At 66.6% G+C, this 16,936-nt stretch carries 12 protein-coding genes and 2 tRNA genes; 2 read left to right on the top strand and 12 right to left on the bottom strand.

What is annotated here, in order from left to right; all coding sequences use genetic code 11:
- Window positions 1-87: 87 nt before the first annotated feature.
- The 5 genes from VGF12_RS02855 to VGF12_RS02875 all read right to left on the bottom strand — a co-directional run bounded on the left by VGF12_RS02855 (window position 88) and on the right by VGF12_RS02875 (window position 6,878).
- Window positions 88-801: an RNA polymerase sigma factor gene (locus tag VGF12_RS02855; protein WP_414709986.1), complete on the bottom strand. Its 714-nt coding sequence runs from the start codon at window positions 799-801 to the stop codon at window positions 88-90.
- A gap of 263 nt (window positions 802-1,064) precedes the next feature.
- Complete coding sequence (locus tag VGF12_RS02860; RefSeq protein WP_331174536.1) at window positions 1,065-1,658, bottom strand: PEP-CTERM sorting domain-containing protein; 594 nt, start codon at window positions 1,656-1,658, stop codon at window positions 1,065-1,067.
- 41 nt (window positions 1,659-1,699) lie between these two features.
- Complete coding sequence (locus tag VGF12_RS02865) at window positions 1,700-3,946, bottom strand: phosphocholine-specific phospholipase C (RefSeq protein ID WP_331174537.1); 2,247 nt, start codon at window positions 3,944-3,946, stop codon at window positions 1,700-1,702.
- Between the two features lie 79 nt (window positions 3,947-4,025).
- Window positions 4,026-4,751: a PEP-CTERM sorting domain-containing protein gene (locus tag VGF12_RS02870; RefSeq protein WP_331174538.1), complete on the bottom strand. Its 726-nt coding sequence runs from the start codon at window positions 4,749-4,751 to the stop codon at window positions 4,026-4,028.
- Between the two features lie 657 nt (window positions 4,752-5,408).
- A complete protein-coding gene (locus VGF12_RS02875) occupies window positions 5,409-6,878 on the bottom strand; it encodes a S8 family serine peptidase (protein ID WP_331174539.1) in 1,470 nt (489 codons plus the stop codon).
- Window positions 6,879-7,296: 418 nt separating this feature from the next.
- On the opposite strand from VGF12_RS02875, the gene VGF12_RS02880 reads away from it, so the two are divergent.
- Window positions 7,297-9,921, top strand: coding sequence for a glycoside hydrolase family 3 C-terminal domain-containing protein (locus VGF12_RS02880; RefSeq protein WP_331174540.1), 2,625 nt, complete (start codon window positions 7,297-7,299; stop codon window positions 9,919-9,921).
- A gap of 39 nt (window positions 9,922-9,960) precedes the next feature.
- Window positions 9,961-10,887 (top strand): alpha/beta hydrolase, encoded by a 927-nt coding sequence (locus tag VGF12_RS02885; RefSeq protein WP_331174541.1) that lies wholly within the window; start codon window positions 9,961-9,963, stop codon window positions 10,885-10,887.
- A gap of 629 nt (window positions 10,888-11,516) precedes the next feature.
- Here the strand turns inward: VGF12_RS02885 and VGF12_RS02890 are convergent.
- From VGF12_RS02890 to rng, 7 genes are all read right to left on the bottom strand, one after another.
- A tRNA-Lys gene (locus VGF12_RS02890) sits at window positions 11,517-11,592 on the bottom strand.
- A 73-nt stretch (window positions 11,593-11,665) separates the two neighbouring features.
- Window positions 11,666-11,741: transfer RNA gene (locus VGF12_RS02895), tRNA-Lys, on the bottom strand.
- A 78-nt stretch (window positions 11,742-11,819) separates the two neighbouring features.
- A complete protein-coding gene (locus VGF12_RS02900; RefSeq protein WP_331174542.1) occupies window positions 11,820-12,596 on the bottom strand; it encodes a tRNA threonylcarbamoyladenosine dehydratase in 777 nt (258 codons plus the stop codon).
- A 70-nt stretch (window positions 12,597-12,666) separates the two neighbouring features.
- A complete protein-coding gene (gene ybgF, locus VGF12_RS02905; RefSeq protein WP_331174543.1) occupies window positions 12,667-13,446 on the bottom strand; it encodes a tol-pal system protein YbgF in 780 nt (259 codons plus the stop codon).
- A 5-nt stretch (window positions 13,447-13,451) separates the two neighbouring features.
- On the bottom strand, window positions 13,452-13,985 hold the full coding sequence (gene pal / locus VGF12_RS02910; protein WP_331174544.1) for a peptidoglycan-associated lipoprotein Pal: 534 nt from the start codon (window positions 13,983-13,985) through the stop codon (window positions 13,452-13,454).
- 102 nt (window positions 13,986-14,087) lie between these two features.
- A complete protein-coding gene (gene tolB, locus VGF12_RS02915; protein WP_331174545.1) occupies window positions 14,088-15,362 on the bottom strand; it encodes a Tol-Pal system beta propeller repeat protein TolB in 1,275 nt (424 codons plus the stop codon).
- A 70-nt stretch (window positions 15,363-15,432) separates the two neighbouring features.
- Complete coding sequence (rng, locus tag VGF12_RS02920) at window positions 15,433-16,926, bottom strand: ribonuclease G (protein WP_331174546.1); 1,494 nt, start codon at window positions 16,924-16,926, stop codon at window positions 15,433-15,435.
- Between the last annotated feature and the right edge of the window lie 10 nt (window positions 16,927-16,936).

The raw sequence follows: 16,936 nt of genomic DNA on the forward strand, positions 1-16,936 counted from the left end.
CATGCTGGGCTCGGCAAGGTAGTTGGCCAGCCGAGTGCCTATCGCCGAAAGCGGTATGTTCACGCGCACCTCTTGGGGCCCGACGCCTCACTCGCTGGGAGAAGCTCCATCGGAAGCGGCTCGGGCCAGCACGGCCGCGACGACGCGGTCGCAACGCGCCCCGTCGAAGGCAAACGCATCGCCAAGGGCGACGTCGATGTCGCTCGCCAAGCCTTCACGCAGCAGACTGCGGGCACGGAAGAAGCGTGTACGCACTGTGGCCTCAGGAATTCCGAGCACCTCCGAGACTTCCTCGACACTCAGCTCCTCGACGGCGCGCAGCACGAACACGCTGCGGAAAGTGTCGGGCAACAGGTCGATTCGCGCCTCCATGAGCTGACGGAGTTCCTCGCGCATGGCGATGCGCTCAGGCTGCCGATCCGGGTCGGCTGTCAGCGACATCAAGGTCTCGGGTTCGGTCGAGTTCATCGCGGCGTCCAGAGGAATGACTTGGGCTTCAACCCGCCGCAGCCGCCCGAAGGCTTCATTGATCACGATGCGTACCAGCCAGGTGGAGAGCTTGGCATCGGCTCGAAAGCGACTGAGCGCTCGCCAGGCACGCAGGTAGGTCTCCTGCAACGCATCCTCGGCTTCGGCGTCGCTCCTCAGGATGCTGCGCGCGGTGCGGAACAGCAATCGGTTGTTGCGACGCATGATGGCCTCGAAGGCACCGGCGTCGCCATTCGCGGCGAGCGAAACGAGGTCTTCATCCGGCGCCTGGTCGGCATGGGGCGTGGACATGGGGTGGTGCAGGTTTTGCATGAGGGCCTCCGCGCATTAGACGCATTGCCGGAGCTCGGCGTTCCCGAGTCTTTGCTCAATCGCCGATATGGCTTCCCGCCAGGCGCAGCAAATGCCCAGCGGCGTAGCCCCTCGGGCTTTGGCGCCTCCTCAAGGTTGAACAGCCCGCGATCGGCACGGTTTTGGGCGTGGAGACAATGACCAACGGCTCCGGGGAGCACCGTGGGGAGACCGCAGCTGTCCTCAACTCCGGCCAGTCCATGCAAGCACGGACTCCAGCTCTTTCACCGTCCAGCGCCGGCCGCCCGCCGCGACATGCGAGCGATGACAACGCCACCAGCCAGCATCAAGGCCCAACTGGCCGGCTCGGGCACGTCGCTGACCGGCGAGTAGGCAAAGTCGTCCATCACGTAGAACGCGTGCAGCGGGCTGGAAACGACCACCTTGTCGACCGTGCCGCCCCAGCCAGAAGCCAGGTAGGTCGGCGTGGCGGACAGGGTCAGTGTGGACGAGCTGGCCACCAGTTGACCGCCGCTGTAGAGGTCGAAGCGCACGGTAGCCTCACTGTAGCCGGCGAACCAGGCGCCCTCGAAGACGGCCGGCTGCGTGAAGCGGATGCTGCTGTCCGCGTCGTTGCTGCCCCAGGCAAGCGTGATGCGACCCTGGTCGGAATGCGGCGTGTACGGCGCCTGCTCGCTGGTCAGCACAGACCAGGTCGAGGCCGACCAGTCCAGGCCGCCGTAGCTGGCTGGAACAGCGCTGTAGTCATTGCTGCCGACGATACCGTCGAACGTCAGAACGGTGGTCGCAGCGGAGGCGAGCGGCGCGGCGAACGCCAGGCCAGCGCCGATCGCAGCCAGAGTGAACAGGGATTTCATCAAAGTTCCTATCAGTCTTGAGTGGGCAGGCAGGGTTCGGGTCAGCGCTGGCCCATGGCCGGGTCGCTGACGGTGTGCCGGCCGGTCTCAACGCGGCCGGCGAAGCGCCGCACGTACTCGGGCAGGCCGCTGACCTTGACGCTGAAGTCGTACCAGTAGTCCGCCGCGGCGACCGGCACGCGCAGCGTCGTCTCGCTGCGCGCCGTCAGCGTCTGCACGCTGCTCCGCGTGACGTAGGCATTCGCTCCCAGCGTGAAGGTGCAGGGCGCCGCGCCAGCATTGATAAAGCGCAGCACCAGCTCTCCAGTCGCTGCATCGCACTGCACCTGCACCTCAGGGCGCGGCTGGCCCGCAGCCGCGGCGCGCAGCGCACTGCCGGTGAAGTGGCGGTGGAAGCCGTTCGGGCCCAGCACCCACAGGTCGTAGGCACCCCCGACGGCAGGCGTCCAGGTGTCCGACAACGTCTTGCCCGACTCGACCATGTAGCGGCGCGGCAGCGCGGCCAGGTTGTTGCGGTCGTAGACGTGGAACACGGCAGCCTGGCGGCCAGTGTTGGCGAAGCTCAGCGCGACGGTCGTGGCGGCGAGCGACGCGACGCCGGGCTGCACTTCGCACATGGCGGCCAGTTCATACGGCAATGCGCGCGAAGGCCGCGTACCAGCCGCCTGCACCGGCAGCTGCGCGTTGGCGGGCGGCGTGATCTGCGGCAACTGCGCCTGTGCGCTGCGCAGCGCATCCGCCTCGGCTTTGGTGCGACGCCCGGCCAATGTCGGCAGCACCTCGGTGTTGGGCGTGGCGAAGTTGAAGGCACTGGTCAGATCGCCACAGACAGCGCGCCGGAACGCGCTGATGTTGGGTTCCTGCACACCGAATCGGGCCTCGAGGAAGCGCAGGACCGACGTGTGGTCGAACACCTGCGAGTTCACCCAGCCGCCGCGACTCCACGGCGAGATCACGAACATCGGCACGCGCGGGCCGGGGCCGTAGACGCGGCCGTCGGCGGCGGGCTGGCGCGTGCTGCCGGCCGGCTTGGCGTGGGTGTAGTACTCAGGGCCCATGTCGGCGGCCGACAGCGTGGTCTTGCCGGCATAGCCGCCGGCGCCGTTGGGCGACGGCGCGGAAGGCGACGGCACGTGGTCGAAGTAGCCGTCGTTCTCGTCGAAGTTGACGAGCAGCACAGTCTTGCTCCAGACCTCAGGATTGGCCGTCAGCGCGTCCAGCACCTCCTGCAGGAACCACGCGCCCTGCACCGGGCTGGACGGCCCCGGGTGCTCGCAGTAGATCGACGGTGCGTTCAGCCAGGACACCTGCGGCAGCTTCCCGGCGGCGATGTCACGCTTGAAGGCGTCGAGGTAGTTCTCGGGCTTGGTGCCGGGCAGCGTGTTCGCGATGCCCTTGTAAAGCGGGTTGTTGGCGTTGTCGGTGGCCGCGTCGTAGGCGTGGTACGGAAGAGCCTGGCCGGTGTTGGTGTAGGGCGAGTTGGGCGCGCCGCCACTGGATACCGGGTAGCCCGACGCGATGTTGGCGCGCTTGAACTGACGGAACGCGCCGAGCATGTTGTCGCCCCATTCGTCGGGCATGTTCTGGTAGCTGATCCAGTTGATGCCGGCTTCCTCCAGCCGTTCGGCATAGGTCTTCCACGTGTAGCCCGTGTTCACGCCGCTGGCCAGGCCGTCGATCGCATCCCACTCATTCGTGACGAAGGCGGCGCCGGTCGGCAAGGCGCCGTTGGTGCCTGTCAGGAAGAACGAGCGGTTCGCATCCGTGCCGGTGTGCATCGCGCAGTGGTAGGCGTCGCACAGCGTGAATGCATTGGCCAGTGCGAACTGGAAGGGGATCTCGTTGGCATTGAAGTACCCCATCGATATCTGGTTCTTGTAGCGCGGCCACTGGCCCATGCGGCCGTTGTCCCAGGCCTGCTGGCTATCGTTCCAGTCGTGCGGCGTGCCGTTGGCGCGCTGCGCATTGCCGACGCTGCCGTCCAGATGGAAGGGCAGCACGACATTGCCGTTGGCGAGGCGCTGCTGCCAGACGCTGCGACCATCGGAAAGCGGGATCGTGAAGCGATCACCAAAGCCGCGCACACCAGCCAGCGTGCCGAAATAGTGGTCGAACGCACGGTTCTCCTGCATCAGGATGACGACGTGCTCGACGTCCTGGATGGTCCCGGTGGCGTTGTGGGCCGGGATGGACAGTGCGCGCCGAATGGAGGCCGGGAAGGCGTTGAAGCTGGCGGCGGAGAGGCCGGCAGCGGCCGCGCCACCGAGGAACTTGCGACGTGAGGTCATGGCAGTTGTTCTGGCAGGAGATGACGTAGACGTACGAATGCGCCGTCAGGGCGCGTCCGCGGCGTGGGTGAGGCGGAGGTCAGCGACGGCGCAGGCGCAGCGCGCCAAGGCCCAGCAGCCCGGCGCAGAACAAGCCCAGCGTGGCGGGCTCGGGCACCGGCGTGAGGACCAACGACAAGTTGTCGGCATAGCCGTCGTTAGAGCTGCCGTTTCCGAAGCGTGTGGCCGTCAGCGTCAGGCGCGCCGCCACCGAGCCCGTGGGCACGAGGCCACTCGCCTCGCGGTACAGCAATCCCGTGGCGTTACCGCGGTCGGCGGCGGTGACCGGCGCCAACGTGGTGGTGCCGAGCACCGTGCCGAGTGGGCTGAACCAGGTCAGCGACAGGCTCATACTGTCGCTCTGCGAGGCGTAGCCGCCCAGCCATCCCGAGAGCGCGAAGCGCACACCGTCACCGGCCAGAGCGGCGGAGGCGAACGACAGGTTCAGCAACTGGCTGGCCGTGGACACAAGAGCGTTGCCGCCGGCGAAATGGTTGAAGCCGGCATTGGCGGGGCCGGGATTGGCCGGCGTCGTGCAAGGGTAGCCCGCCGGACAGCCGAGCGCGTAGGCGATGCCCATCATCTCGCCGGTGACGTCCCACCCCGGCAGGTTGCCGACGAAGCTGCTGCTGCCGTCGCCGCCCAGGCCGGCTTCGGCGCCTGCATTGACGATCACGTTGGTGGCGAACTGTGCCGATGCGGGCGCACCGCTCAACAGTGCGCAGAGCGCCAGTGGCAGCGCGGATTTGGCGGAAGGGATTTGCACTGGGGACTCCTCGGCAGGTCAGACGCTTGCCATGGCAGCGCGTCGAAGTGGCCGTAGGCTAGTGACCCACGGTGACCTCGGGATGACCCGGCAGTGACCTCGGAATGACGGGCCCCTAACCGATTGAGCCGACGGCACACGGCGAGTCGGTCGCTCGTCGCGAAGCCGTGGAGGATGCGCGTCTCTTCATCAAGAACCTGGAGTCACCGGGACCCGATGGACTGCGCCAGACCCGCGGCCGGCATCTTTCATCCGGCAAGAGAATGCTGAACGTTCTCAGTCAGCCCGGTCATTCGCAAATTCGCACGTTGAGGGCCCGTGCAACTCGCGGCAGCGACCGAGGGGTCCTCGTCGGGGAGGCTCCCCAAGGTGAATCACCCTCCTGAGCCGACCTTCAAGCGGGTGTCCGGCACCGGGATACGTTGCACCTGCTCGGAGATCACCCACCCTGGAAGCGCATCCCGAAGTGCGGTGATTGCTTCAGAGCTGGCGACACTCACCAGCATCGTCCGGCCACTGTTGTCCAGGATGTCACCACGTTGCGATGCAACGGCAGCGGCCACTTCGGCGGAGGAAGCGGCACTCTCCTCTGAACGGCGAAGGACGAGTCGCACCATGGCCAAAACTTAACACATCCGGCAGTTCCGGGTTGGCCGTCTACGGGATCAAACCGACTCCTTCCATGGGCTGGATGAACCCCAAGGTCTTGGCCGAACCCGTGATCAAGCCCATGATGGCGATAGAGCGGTCACGGTTGCGAGCCATGTTCAGCACGGGCGTGTTGGCAGACAGCAGCGCTGCCGTCACGCCGGTGACCGCAGGACAGGCCATGCTCGTGCCAGACATCACGCCGTACTTGCCGCCCGGCAGTGTCGACACGATGCCTTCGCCCGGCCCGCAGACATCGATCGCCGGCCCCACATTAGAGAAGGCGGAAACGTAGATCTTCGGATCGCTCTTCGCAAAGGGGGGCACCTCGTCCAGGATCTCATTGGACGTGGCCGGATAGGTGCCCTTCTTCCCCAAGCTGCTGACCGCCACGGCGACGTCCCACGCGGCTGGATATGACACCGGCTTGCGCTCATCGTTGCCGGCGGCCACGACGCAGACCGTCCCCTGATCGAAGGCGTCCTTCATGGCCGCGTGGACCGTGTCGTCTGGCACCTGCGATCCCAGGCTGAGATTCAGGAGGTCGCAGCCGTCCTTCACGCCTTGATCGATGGCCCGAATGATGTCGTAGTTGCTGGCTCCGCCCCCTGCGTTGGGGAAGACGCGGTAGCTCATCAGTGTCACCTGCGGTGCGATGCCTCGTTTGCCCGGCGCATGGTGGGCATCGTCGGGATGTGGCGCGCCGCGGCTGGCGATGATGCCAGCCACATGCGTGCCATGGTCACCGTCCTTGGCAGCCGGTCCGGATCCGCCAGCGTCGCCCTCATCGACGACGAACGCGGCTCCTCCTGCGACCACAAGATCCGGATGCGCACCGTCGACACCGGTGTCGATGACGCCGACCTTCACGCCCTGCCCTGCATTGACCGGCCGATTGCCGTACAACGCCGCAGCGAAGTCTGGCAGGGCAAGATTGACTGGCTCGACCGCAAGGGTCGAACCGGTCTTGAGGGTGAACTTCCTCTTGCCGTAGCCCCAGTAGCCCGCCGGCGAATAGGCCACCAACAGGTCCAACTTCACCGAGGTGCCGGGAAATCCCAGCGTCACCACGCCCTTGCTGTTGGTCGTGCCACTCGCCCCCTCCCGCTTGGCGAAGTTCGTGAAGGCCACCACCGTCACGCCTTTCACGGCCTTTTTCGTTTTCGCATCGACGAAGGTGACCTGCAGCTTGGTCGCCAGCGCGAGAGCCGCTGAAGCTGCCGCCTTGGTCACCACCTCCAACCTCGGCATGCGCATCAGCTCGTACTCGACCACCGGCAGGGCCTTCACGCCAGGATCCGACACTCGCAACGCGGCGATCTCTTCGGGGCCCATCTCGACCAACTTGGGGCCGTTCGCCTCGATCGAGTGAACCACCTTCATCACCGGCTTGCGAGCCTGCCCGGCCGTCGACATCACCGCCAGCCGGTTTGTCGCGGCTGCCGCGAACACCGCTCCTCTTTCGTCGACGTTCTTCATGTCCTCAGACGTGAAGCCCCGCAGCGGCATGAGGATGAAGCGGGCAGTGGTCGCAGTCTTCTTCGATGGCATTGCACGTCTCCTTCGCTGAACGCCAACACGTGTCGGGCCAGTACGGACCTGCAGTATTGAAGTCAGCCCCCACCGCAGCATCCCCAAAACTTACGAGGCCCCAAGGTCAGTCAGACGCCTGACAGCCATCGGGCCTGCGCATGCCGCCCGCCAACCCGCCGGATCTCGCCGTTCTCGGGCGCGAGGCCCTGCAGTCAGACGCAGACGCACAGAAGACGCCGCGGCCTGGATGCATGCGCGAAATCGGAGGAACCGGCCAAGGGAAAAACTCAGGCCAGACGTCGCAATCGACAAAATTGGTTGCGCTACCACACAATGCGTGCCAACAACGATTTCGGAGACAAGCTTGGAGCTGATTCGAACGGCCTTCTTGGCCTGTGGCGCAGCACTCACCGCCATGGCGGCATGGGCGACACCCCCAAGCGATGCGGCCCCCCGGGCCCGCCATATCGTCTCCCAGCTGACGATGGACGAGAAGGTCGAGCAGTTGCTCAATGGCGCACCTGCCATTCCACGCTTGGGCATTCCGGCTTACAACTGGTGGACGGAGTCGCTGCATGGCGCCTTTGGCCCAGGAGCGACAACCAACTTTCCGCAGCCGATCGGCTTGGCCGCGAGTTTCGACGACCAGCTGATGCAGGACGTGGCCGCCAGCATCAGCACCGAAGTGCGCGCCGTGTACGCGCTCGGCAGACACAAGCCCAGCCCCAACCGCATCGGCGGCGCACTGAACACCTGGTCGCCCAACATCAACATCTTTCGCGATCCGCGCTGGGGGCGTGGCCAGGAAACCTACGGGGAAGACCCCTTCCTGACCAGCACGCTGGCCAAGGCCTTCGTGAGCGGCATGCAAGGGCCGGACGCCACGCGACCTCAGGTCATCGCCAGCCCCAAGCACTTCGCCGTGCACAGCGGGCCTGAGTCCACCCGGCACACCGTGGACGTGTGGGTATCAGCCCAGGATCTGGAGGACACCTACCTACCGGCGTTCCGCGCCGCGATCGTCGACGCGCAGGCGGGCTCCATCATGTGCGCTTACAACCGCATCAACGGCGAGCCCGCCTGCGCCAGCCAGAGCCTGCTGGTGAAGACGCTGCGCCAAGACTGGCAGTTCGGCGGCTATGTGGTGTCGGACTGCGATGCCGTCGTCGACATCAGCGCGAACCACAAGTACGCGGTCGATGCTGCGGCCGGTGCCGCTGCGGCCATCAAGGCGGGCATGGACAACGAGTGCAACACCGCCACGCTCGGTCACAAGCCCGGCCTGGGCGAGCCCTACAAGCAGGCGCTGCAGCGCGGCCTTATCCGCGAGGCCGACATCGACGTCGCGCTGGTGCGGCTGTTCTCAGCCCGCGTGCGCAACGGCGACTTGTCCGGCATGTCGGAGCGCAGCTTTCCGAAGGCCGAGGTCATCAACTCGCCCGAGCACCGTGCATTGGCCCTGCGATCTGCAGTCGAGAGCTTGGTGCTGTTGAAGAATGATGGCGCGCTGCCACTGAAGGCCTCGGCCCGCATCGCCGTCGTCGGCCCGCTGGCCGATGCGCGGCGCGTCATGCGCGGCAATTACTCCTCCAGCCAGACCGGGCCGACACAGACAGTCTTCGAGGGTCTGGCTCGGCAGTTCGGTGCCACGCAGGTGAAGCTCGTGCCTTTCGGGGCGTCCATCACTGACGGTGACCCGCTGCCGGCCCGTGCCTTCATCGGCCCGGACGGCGGTCCAGGCCTGCAAGCCAGCTACTTCAACATGCAGCCCGCCTCGCCGACCGAGCTCGGCAAGCGTCGCTTCGAGGCCAGAGCCGTCGGCAGCCATACGGTCTTGCAGATCGAGTCGCGCCCTCAGGACGTGGACGGTGCGGGCGATGTGGTGCGGACGGTATGGAAGGGATTCTTCGTCGCGCCCGAGACAGGCAGCTACCGGCTGGGCATCTCGGGCATGAAGGGCCAGGTGCGCATTGCCGGCCGCGACGTGGTGCTGGCGAAGACGCCGACGCGCTGGGCAGAGCCGATCGCCTTGGTGCAGGTCGACCTGAAGCAGGGCAATCGCTACCCGCTGCAGTTCGAGACCGAATCGGGTGCCGGTGCACCGCCCGGCATGATCTGCAAGCGCGTGTCGCGCCAACCGCTGGCGGATTTGCGCGCAGGGGCGAGGGATACCGATGCGATCGTCGCCGTCGTGGGCCTCACGTCCGACCTTGAGGGCGAGGAGATGCCCGTCAAGATCGACGGCTTCTCGGGCGGCGACCGCACCAAGCTCGACCTGCCGGCCGACCAGCGTGCCTATCTGCATGCCGTGGCGAAGCTCGGCAAGCCGGTCGTGGTCGTGAACTTCAGCGGAAGTGCCATCGACCTGTCCTGGGCCAAGGACAACGCCGCCGCCGTGCTGCAGGCCTGGTATCCCGGCGAGGGCGGCGGGCAAGCCGTCGCCCAGGTGCTGGCCGGAGCAGCCAACCCGGCCGGCCGCCTACCGGTGACCTTCTACCGCGGCACCGCCGACCTGCCGCCCTTCGACGACTACCGCATGGCCGGCCGCACCTATCGCTTCTTCGGCAAGCCTGTGGTCTATCCGTTCGGCCATGGTCTGAGCTATTCGAGCTTCCGCTACGAGCCGGTGAAGGTCGAAGTGCATGACGACGGCAAGGACGTAGCACTGGTCGTGCGCACCGCCATCACCAACACCAGTGCGCGTGATGGGGACGAAGTCGCCCAGCTCTACCTGACGCCGCCGCGCTTCGACGGGGGACCTCGACTGGCGCTACGCGGCTTTCAGCGCCTGAGCCTGAAAGCGGGTGAGCGGCGCGGGGTGACCTGGCAGCTCAACGCCCGGGACCTGAGTTTCGTCGACCGTGACGGCTTGCGCCAAGTCATGCCCGGGAACTACAGCCTCAGCGTAGGCGGGGGTCAGCCGGGCACGGGCGCCACGGTGGAAAGCGCCACGTTCTCGCTGACACGCTGGCAGCCACTGCCGCGCTGAGCGCCTGCGGCATTTGTCCTTCCTCCTACTTCACCCGCTATGACCCTGTACGCGTTGCGCACCATCTTCTTCGCTTTCCTGCTTCCCGCCACGGCGGGTGCCTTCGCGCAGGACGGGACCATCCACCCCATCCCGGCACCGCCCGAGCCGCGGGCGATCAAGCTCAACACCGGGGGCGTCGATGACCAGCCCGCGACGGAAAGCTGGTTCCGCCAGTGGGGCCAACCGATGGCCCGCAACATCACGACGGCGACGCTCACCCCCTTCCTGCCCGAACCCGGCAAGGCCAACGGCGCGGCCGTGTTGGTGGTGCCCGGCGGCGGCTTCCGCTGGCTGGCCCTCAACCACGAGGGGTGGGCCGTCGCCAACGCACTGGCAGACCAGGGCATCGCCGCCTTCGTGCTCAAGTACCGGCTGCAGCCGACACCGGAGTCGCTCGATGGCTTCAAGGACTCGATGGACCGCATGTTTGCGTCCGCAGGTTCGGGCGATGGCAACCCGCGCTCGCTGCTACCCGACCTCGCGAACCAACTCGCAGACGCCGAGGCCGCCCACGCGCTGATCTTGTCGCGCGCGAAGGAATGGGGCGTGGACCCGAAGCGGCTCGGCATGATCGGCTTCTCGGCGGGGGCTGGCCTCACGATGCACGCCACGCTGACCTCCAAGACGATGAAGCTCGCCTTCATCGCCCCCATCTACGGGGGCATGGGCTCCGTCGACGTGCCCAAGGATGCGCCGCCGATGTTCAACGTCATTGCCTCCGACGACTTCCTGTTCCGGGGCCAGTTCGGCATCGTCAAGTCTTGGTACGACGCCGGTCGGCCGGTCGAGTTCCACCTCTTTCAGAACGGTGGACATGGCTTCGGCCTGGGCTATCCGGGCAACACGGCGAAGGGCTGGTTCGCCCTGTTCATACATTGGCTCGACGTGAACGGCCTTCTCAAGCCGAACCCTGCAAAGCCCTGAGGCAGGCACCGGCCTCGACAACATGAGCAGGCTGGCGCCCTGCCTGCCCCCTCGGAGTCGCAGCCGACCTGCGTGGCGCCTGCCCTGCAGACTTGCCGGCCGCTGGAGCTCGGGAGAACGGTCATCGCTGAATGGGCTTGGAGAGCACCACTACGTCGCCCCGGCCGCCCTCAGCGTTCCCTTGCGCGACCTCGGGGATCCGGACAGGTTTCGCGACCCGTTGGCCCCCTGACACCGCGCAAGCCGCGAGTTCGGTTGGCAGGCCCTGCCCCAGTGGCCTCTTCGTGGTCCCATCGAACAGTCTGCCGCTGGCCGCCTCCTTGGTTGTCTTCAGGCCGACGGTGTCGAGTACACAGGACTTCCACCTGCTGATACCTCTGCCGAGAAGAAGGCGATTGGTCGGAGATTCACGTTCCACGACCTACGCGCCTACGCGCCGACGACGTCACCCAAGACGAGGCGAGCTCCAGCGCCAGTCCGACGACGACGGCGAAGGTCTGCGGGCGCTCTAAGGTGGCAAAGCGACGCTCAATTTGACGACTCCATTTCCCACCATGGGAAATGAAGCCCATGGGCCGGAAAGCAAAACGGCGACAAGAACTTAAGTCCTTGTCGCCGCTGCGAAATGTTGGTGGGCCCTGTAGGATTCGAACCTACGACCAACGGATTAAGAGTCCGCTGCTCTACCAACTGAGCTAAGAGCCCTCGATTCAGCTTGGGTGACCTTGCTGAGCCAAAGATTATAGCGTGGATTCTTTCAAATCAGCGCTAGAAATTCTGGTGGGATGTGCAGGATTCGAACCTGCGACCAACGGATTAAAAGTCCGCTGCTCTACCGACTGAGCTAACATCCCGCGTCAAGCAGAGCCTGCCATTATAGGCAGGTTTTTTTCGGCTTCGCAAGAATTTTTGAATCCCTGCTGCTCAAAACATCAAGACGGCATGCTGGCCAGGTGCAGCCGTTGGAGTTCCGCGGCGGCGCACAGGCCGAAAGTCGCGGTGACGGTGACGCTGGAGCCATAGCCGTGGCAGTTGAGGCTGCCGTCCACATCGCACGCCTCGCCCTCGGTCTGCTGAGGCAGGTGAACCGGCTCGCGAGAGTAGACGCAGGCGATGCCCATCTTCCCCACACGCGGCGCGGCGTGCTGCTTGCGCAGGCGCTGACGCAGGGAGGCCAGCAGCGGATCGTGGGTGGTGGCGCTGAGGTCGTCGAGTTCCACGCGGTGCGGCTCGCGCTTGCCCCCGGCAGCGCCGACGGTCACAAAGGGCAGGCCGCGTTCGCGGGCCCAGGCTGCCAGTGTGGCCTTGGCGCGGACCTGGTCGCAGCAATCGATCAACCCGTCGAACGCCGCATCACCGACGAGCGCAGGCCAGTTGTCGGGTTCGACGAACTCCTCGATGACACGCACGGCGCAACCTGGATGGATGTCGGCGATGCGGTCCTTCAGCGCCTGCGCCTTGGCCATGCCGACGGTCGAGCCGAGCGCCTGGATCTGGCGGTTGATGTTGGATTCGGAGACCTGGTCGAGGTCGATCAGCGTCAGTTCGGCCACGCCACTACGCGCGAGCGCCTCGACGGCCCAGGAGCCGACACCGCCCAGACCCACGACGGCAAAGCGCGCGGCGCGCAGGCGCTGGTACGCCGCATCGCCATGCAGGCGACGCAGGCCGCCGAAGCGGCGCTCCAGATCAGCTTCGAGCTGATCCATCACGTCGCGCGCCGGGCTGCCCCGAGCGCGCCGTCCGCCCCGCACGAGGCAGCCCGCGGGTGCGGAAGCATCACTTCAAGGCGCGCAGACGTTCCTTGCCGGCTTGCGCAGCCTCCGTGCTGGGGTAGGTCTTGATGAGGTCTTCCAGGCTGCGGCGCGCGCCCTTGCTGTCCTTCAGCTCGATCTGGCAATTGGCCAGCGCGAGCAGGGCTTCGCCCGCTCGCGGATGGTCGGCATTGCCGGCGATGAAGGCCCTGAAGGTCGCGATGGCGTCCTTGTAGTCGCGCTTGCCGTACTGGGCGTTGCCGAGCCAGAAGCGCACCGAATCGGTGTAACCGCTGGCCGGGTAGCGCTTCAGGAAGGCATTGAGCGCGCCGACAGCCTCGGGGAAGTCGCCGCGACGCACGAGGCCGATGGCGGCTTCGTACTGACTGCGCTCGTCCGGGCTGACCTGGAACTCGCGGCCGTCAAGGCTGACCTTTTGCGGCTCCAGCGGCTTGAGGCGCGCTTCAACGGACTGCGACTGGTCGGTCAGCTTGCGCTGCGTGTCGGCCAGGTCCCGGGCGAGTTGCTCGTTGGCGCCGCGCAGCTTGGCGATCTCGGCGCGCAAGGCGTCGATCTGGCCATTCAGGTCCAGCAAACTGCGGCGCAACGGCTGCAGCTGATCCTGGATCAAGGCATTGAGCTGCTCGGCACGCTGCTTGGCAGCGTCCTCGTTGGCCTGCACCTTGGTGCGCAGTTCGAGGATGGCCTTGCGGGCCTCGTCATCCTCGAAGAGGCCCGCCTGGGCGGGCTGCATGAAGGCCGCGCCCACGGCGATCGCCGTGAGCGACAGTCGCAGAACGCGCATCACTGTCACTTGTCCTTGAGCTCGACGCGGCGGTTCTTGGCCCAGGCCTCTTCACCGCTGCCTTGAACGGCGGGACGCTCCTTGCCGAAGCTGACGGCTTCGACCTGGTTGGCACCGACGCCCAGCAGGGTCAGCGACTTGGCAACGGCTTCGGCACGGCGCTGGCCGAGGGCCAGGTTGTACTCACGGCCGCCGCGCTCGTCGGTGTGGCCTTCCAGGTTCAGGGCGGCCTTCTTGTTGGCATTCAGGCGCTTGGCGTGCAGGTCGATCAGCGGACGGTACTCTTCCTTGACGACGTCGCTGTCGAAGTCGAAGTAGACGACGCGCTTGTCCTTGACGTCCTGCGTGTACTTGCTGAACAGGTCCACCGTCGGCACGGCCGTCTGGGCCGGTTCGGCCGGCTGAGCCGGCGGGGTGGCCACGGCAGGCGTGGGCTGGCGCGTCTCGACCGGCGCGGGCTCGTCCAGCTTGACGGCGGAACCGCAACCGGCCAGGGCGGCGGCGGCAATCAGGGTGAGCGCATAGCGGGTCAGTTTCATTCGAATGTTCTCCACAACGGACGGGGGGCGAGGGAATGGCGCACGGCGCCAACAGCGGCGCGAGCCCGTGCATTGTCCAACAAGGGGCGGGGTGTCAAGTTACTAACGCGTAAATGGCCCCCAGGTCGGCTCACGCACCTCGACCAAGGTGACGAGCAGCGGGGTCTTGATCTTGCCGTCCAGCGTCGTCGTCATGAGCACTTCCTTGCCGCCTGCGCGGCTGGCGTAGACGATGAGCTTGCCGTTGGGCGAGAAGGCCGGGCTCTCGTCGTCGTTGGCGTCGCTGATCTGCTGCGACTGCCCCGTGCCGAGGTCCATCACGCTGAGACGGAAAGCGCCGCTGACTCGCGTGATGTAGGCCAGCGTGCGGCCATCGGGGCTGACGGCCGGGCTGATGTTGTAGTTGCCGCTGAAACTCACACGCTCGGCCGTGCCGCCGTCCGCCGGCATGCGGTAGATCTGCGGGCCACCGCCACGATCGCTGACGAAATAGATCTTGCTACCGTCCGGCGAGTAGCAGGCCTCCGTGTCGATCGCACTGCTGCGCGCCAGCCGGCGCAGGCCGGAGCCGTCACGGTTGATGACAAAGAGCTGCGTGCCACCCTCGCGCGACAGGCTGAGCACGAGCCGCTGCCCGTCGGGCGACCAGGCGGGCGCACTGTTGGTGCCCTTGAAGTCGGCCAGCACGCGGCGCTGGCCGGTCAGCACGTCCTGGATGCGCACGGTGGCCTTGCGACTCTCAAACGACACATAGGCCAGCTCGCGGCCGTTGGGAGCCCAGGCCGGCGAGATGATGGGCTCGGGGCTGGTCAGTGCGACCTTGGCGCCCTCTCCGTCCGCATCGGCCACGACGAGGCTGTAGCGCGGACCAGCCTTGGTGACGTAGGCCATGCGCGTCGCAAAGGCGCCGCGTTCACCAGTCAGCTTCTCGTAGATGGTGTCGGCGATGCGGTGGGCCGCCAGGCGTGCGTCGTCGGGATGCACGGCATGGGCTTCGCCGACCAGCTCGGTCCCCTTGACGACGTCCCAGAGCTTGAAGCGGATGTCCAGCCGGCCATCGGCAAGACGGGTGACCGAGCCGGCCGCAAGGGCGTCGGCCTGGCGCGCGCGCCAGTCGGGCCAGACCGGGGTGCTGGTCTCGCTGAGGCCTCCAGGAGCATCGACGCTGCGGAACAGGCCGCTGCGCTCGAGATCGGCGCGCACGATGGCGGCAATGGGCTGGGGTGATCTGGATTCGTCGCGGAAGTCGACGATACCCACCGGGATGCGGGTGCCGCCAACACCGGCGATGTCGATGCGGACCTGGGCGAGCGCGGGGCCGGCGCCCAGCGCGGCAAGGGCAGCAAGGCTGCGGCGGCGGGAAACGAGTTCGAGCATGACGCGCGATTCTGCCGCAGGCAGGCCATGGCAACGTCAGACAACGCCGCGTCGCGCCGCGGCCGGGCGTTCAGAGCAGCACGATGTCGTAGTGCTCGGTCTGATTGGTCGGCTCGGCCGTCAGCGAGATGGGCTTGCCAATGAAGTCGGACAGGCCAGCCAGATGGGCACTCTCCTCGTCCAGCAGCATCTCGACGACATTGGCCGCCGCGACGACGCGGAACTCCCTGGGCGAGAACTGGCGGGCCTCGCGCAGGATCTCGCGCAGGATGTCGTAGCAGACCGAGCGCGCCGTCTTCACCTGGCCACGACCTTCGCAGGTCGGGCAAGGTTCGCAGAGCATGCGAGCCAGCGATTCACGGGTGCGCTTGCGCGTCATCTCCACCAGGCCCAGCTGCGTGAAGCCGCCGACGGTGACCTTGGTGCGGTCGCGGGCCAGCTGCTTCTTGAACTCCGCGAGCACCGCGGCCTTGTGCTCTTCCCGCGTCATGTCGATGAAGTCGACGATGATGATGCCGCCCAGGTTGCGCAGACGCAGCTGGCGCGCGATGGCGCCGGCCGCCTCGAGGTTGGTCTTGAAGATGGTGTCGTCGAAGTTCTTGGCACCCACGAAGCCGCCGGTGTTGACGTCGATGGTCGTCATCGCCTCGGTCTGGTCGAACACCAGCGAGCCACCCGACTTCAGTTCCACCTTGCGCGCCAGCGCGCGGGCGATTTCGGCATCCACGTTGCACAGGTCGAAGATGGGCCGCTCGCCGCGATAGTGCTCCAGCTTGGCCGTCGCGGCCGGCATGAAGGTCTCGCCGAACTGGCGCAGCACGTCGTACTGCATCTTGGAGTCGATGCGGATGGAGCCGGTGCGCTCGCTCGTCAGGTCGCGCAGCACACGCTCGACCAGGCTGAGATCCTGGTGCAGCAGGCTGGCCGGCGGCGTGCTGAGCGCGCCAGCGCGAATCTGCTGCCACGTCTTGCGCAGGTAGGCGATGTCGGCAGCCAGTTCCTCGTCGCTCGCATCCTCCGCGTTGGTGCGCAGGATGAAGCCGCCTCCGCCGCCCTGCTCCTTGGTACCCACCAGCGCCACCATGCGTGCGCGCAGCGCCTCGCGCGTCTCAGGCGAGCCGATCTTCTGGCTGATGCCGATGTGCTCGTCCTGCGGCAGGTAGACGAGCATGCGGCCGGCGATGCTGATCTGGCTGGACAGGCGCGCACCCTTGGTGCCGATGGGGTCCTTGATGACCTGCACCGTCAGCGGCTGGCCCTCGAAGACGAGCCGCTCGATGGGCGTGGGCGGCATGTCCGGGCCATGGGCGCCCTGGTGCCGACCATGACCGAACTGCGAGGCGCTGTGCAGGTCGGCCACGTGCAGGAAGGCGGCACGCTCCAGGCCGATGTCGATGAAGGCCGACTGCATGCCCGGCAGCACGCGCACGACCTTGCCAAGGTAGACGTTGCCGACCAGGCCCCGCTCCAGCGTGCGCTCGAGGTGCAGTTCCTGTACGGCGCCGTTCTCGACCACCGCCACCCGCGTCTCCTGCGGGGACCAGTTGATCAGGATGTCTTCCATCTCTAATCCT

This window comes from Roseateles sp., from assembly GCF_036404855.1.
Classification (GTDB): Bacteria; Pseudomonadota; Gammaproteobacteria; order Burkholderiales; family Burkholderiaceae_C; genus Pelomonas.

Bases quoted from the DNA above. Each gene is read 5' to 3' on its own strand.
- VGF12_RS02860 (WP_331174536.1), bottom strand. From the start codon at position 1,658: ATGAAATCCCTGTTCACTCTGGCTGCGATCGGCGCTGGCCTGGCGTTC.
- VGF12_RS02875 (WP_331174539.1), bottom strand. From the start codon at position 6,878: ATGAAGAACGTCGACGAAAGAGGAGCGGTGTTCGCGGCAGCCGCGACA.
- VGF12_RS02865 (WP_331174537.1), bottom strand. From the start codon at position 3,946: ATGACCTCACGTCGCAAGTTCCTCGGTGGCGCGGCCGCTGCCGGCCTC.
- VGF12_RS02900 (WP_331174542.1), bottom strand. From the start codon at position 12,596: ATGGATCAGCTCGAAGCTGATCTGGAGCGCCGCTTCGGCGGCCTGCGT.
- pal (WP_331174544.1), bottom strand. From the start codon at position 13,985: ATGAAACTGACCCGCTATGCGCTCACCCTGATTGCCGCCGCCGCCCTG.
- ybgF (WP_331174543.1), bottom strand. From the start codon at position 13,446: ATGCGCGTTCTGCGACTGTCGCTCACGGCGATCGCCGTGGGCGCGGCC.
- VGF12_RS02885 (WP_331174541.1), top strand. From the start codon at position 9,961: ATGACCCTGTACGCGTTGCGCACCATCTTCTTCGCTTTCCTGCTTCCC.
- tolB (WP_331174545.1), bottom strand. From the start codon at position 15,362: ATGCTCGAACTCGTTTCCCGCCGCCGCAGCCTTGCTGCCCTTGCCGCG.
- VGF12_RS02855 (WP_414709986.1), bottom strand. From the start codon at position 801: ATGCAAAACCTGCACCACCCCATGTCCACGCCCCATGCCGACCAGGCG.
- rng (WP_331174546.1), bottom strand. From the start codon at position 16,926: ATGGAAGACATCCTGATCAACTGGTCCCCGCAGGAGACGCGGGTGGCG.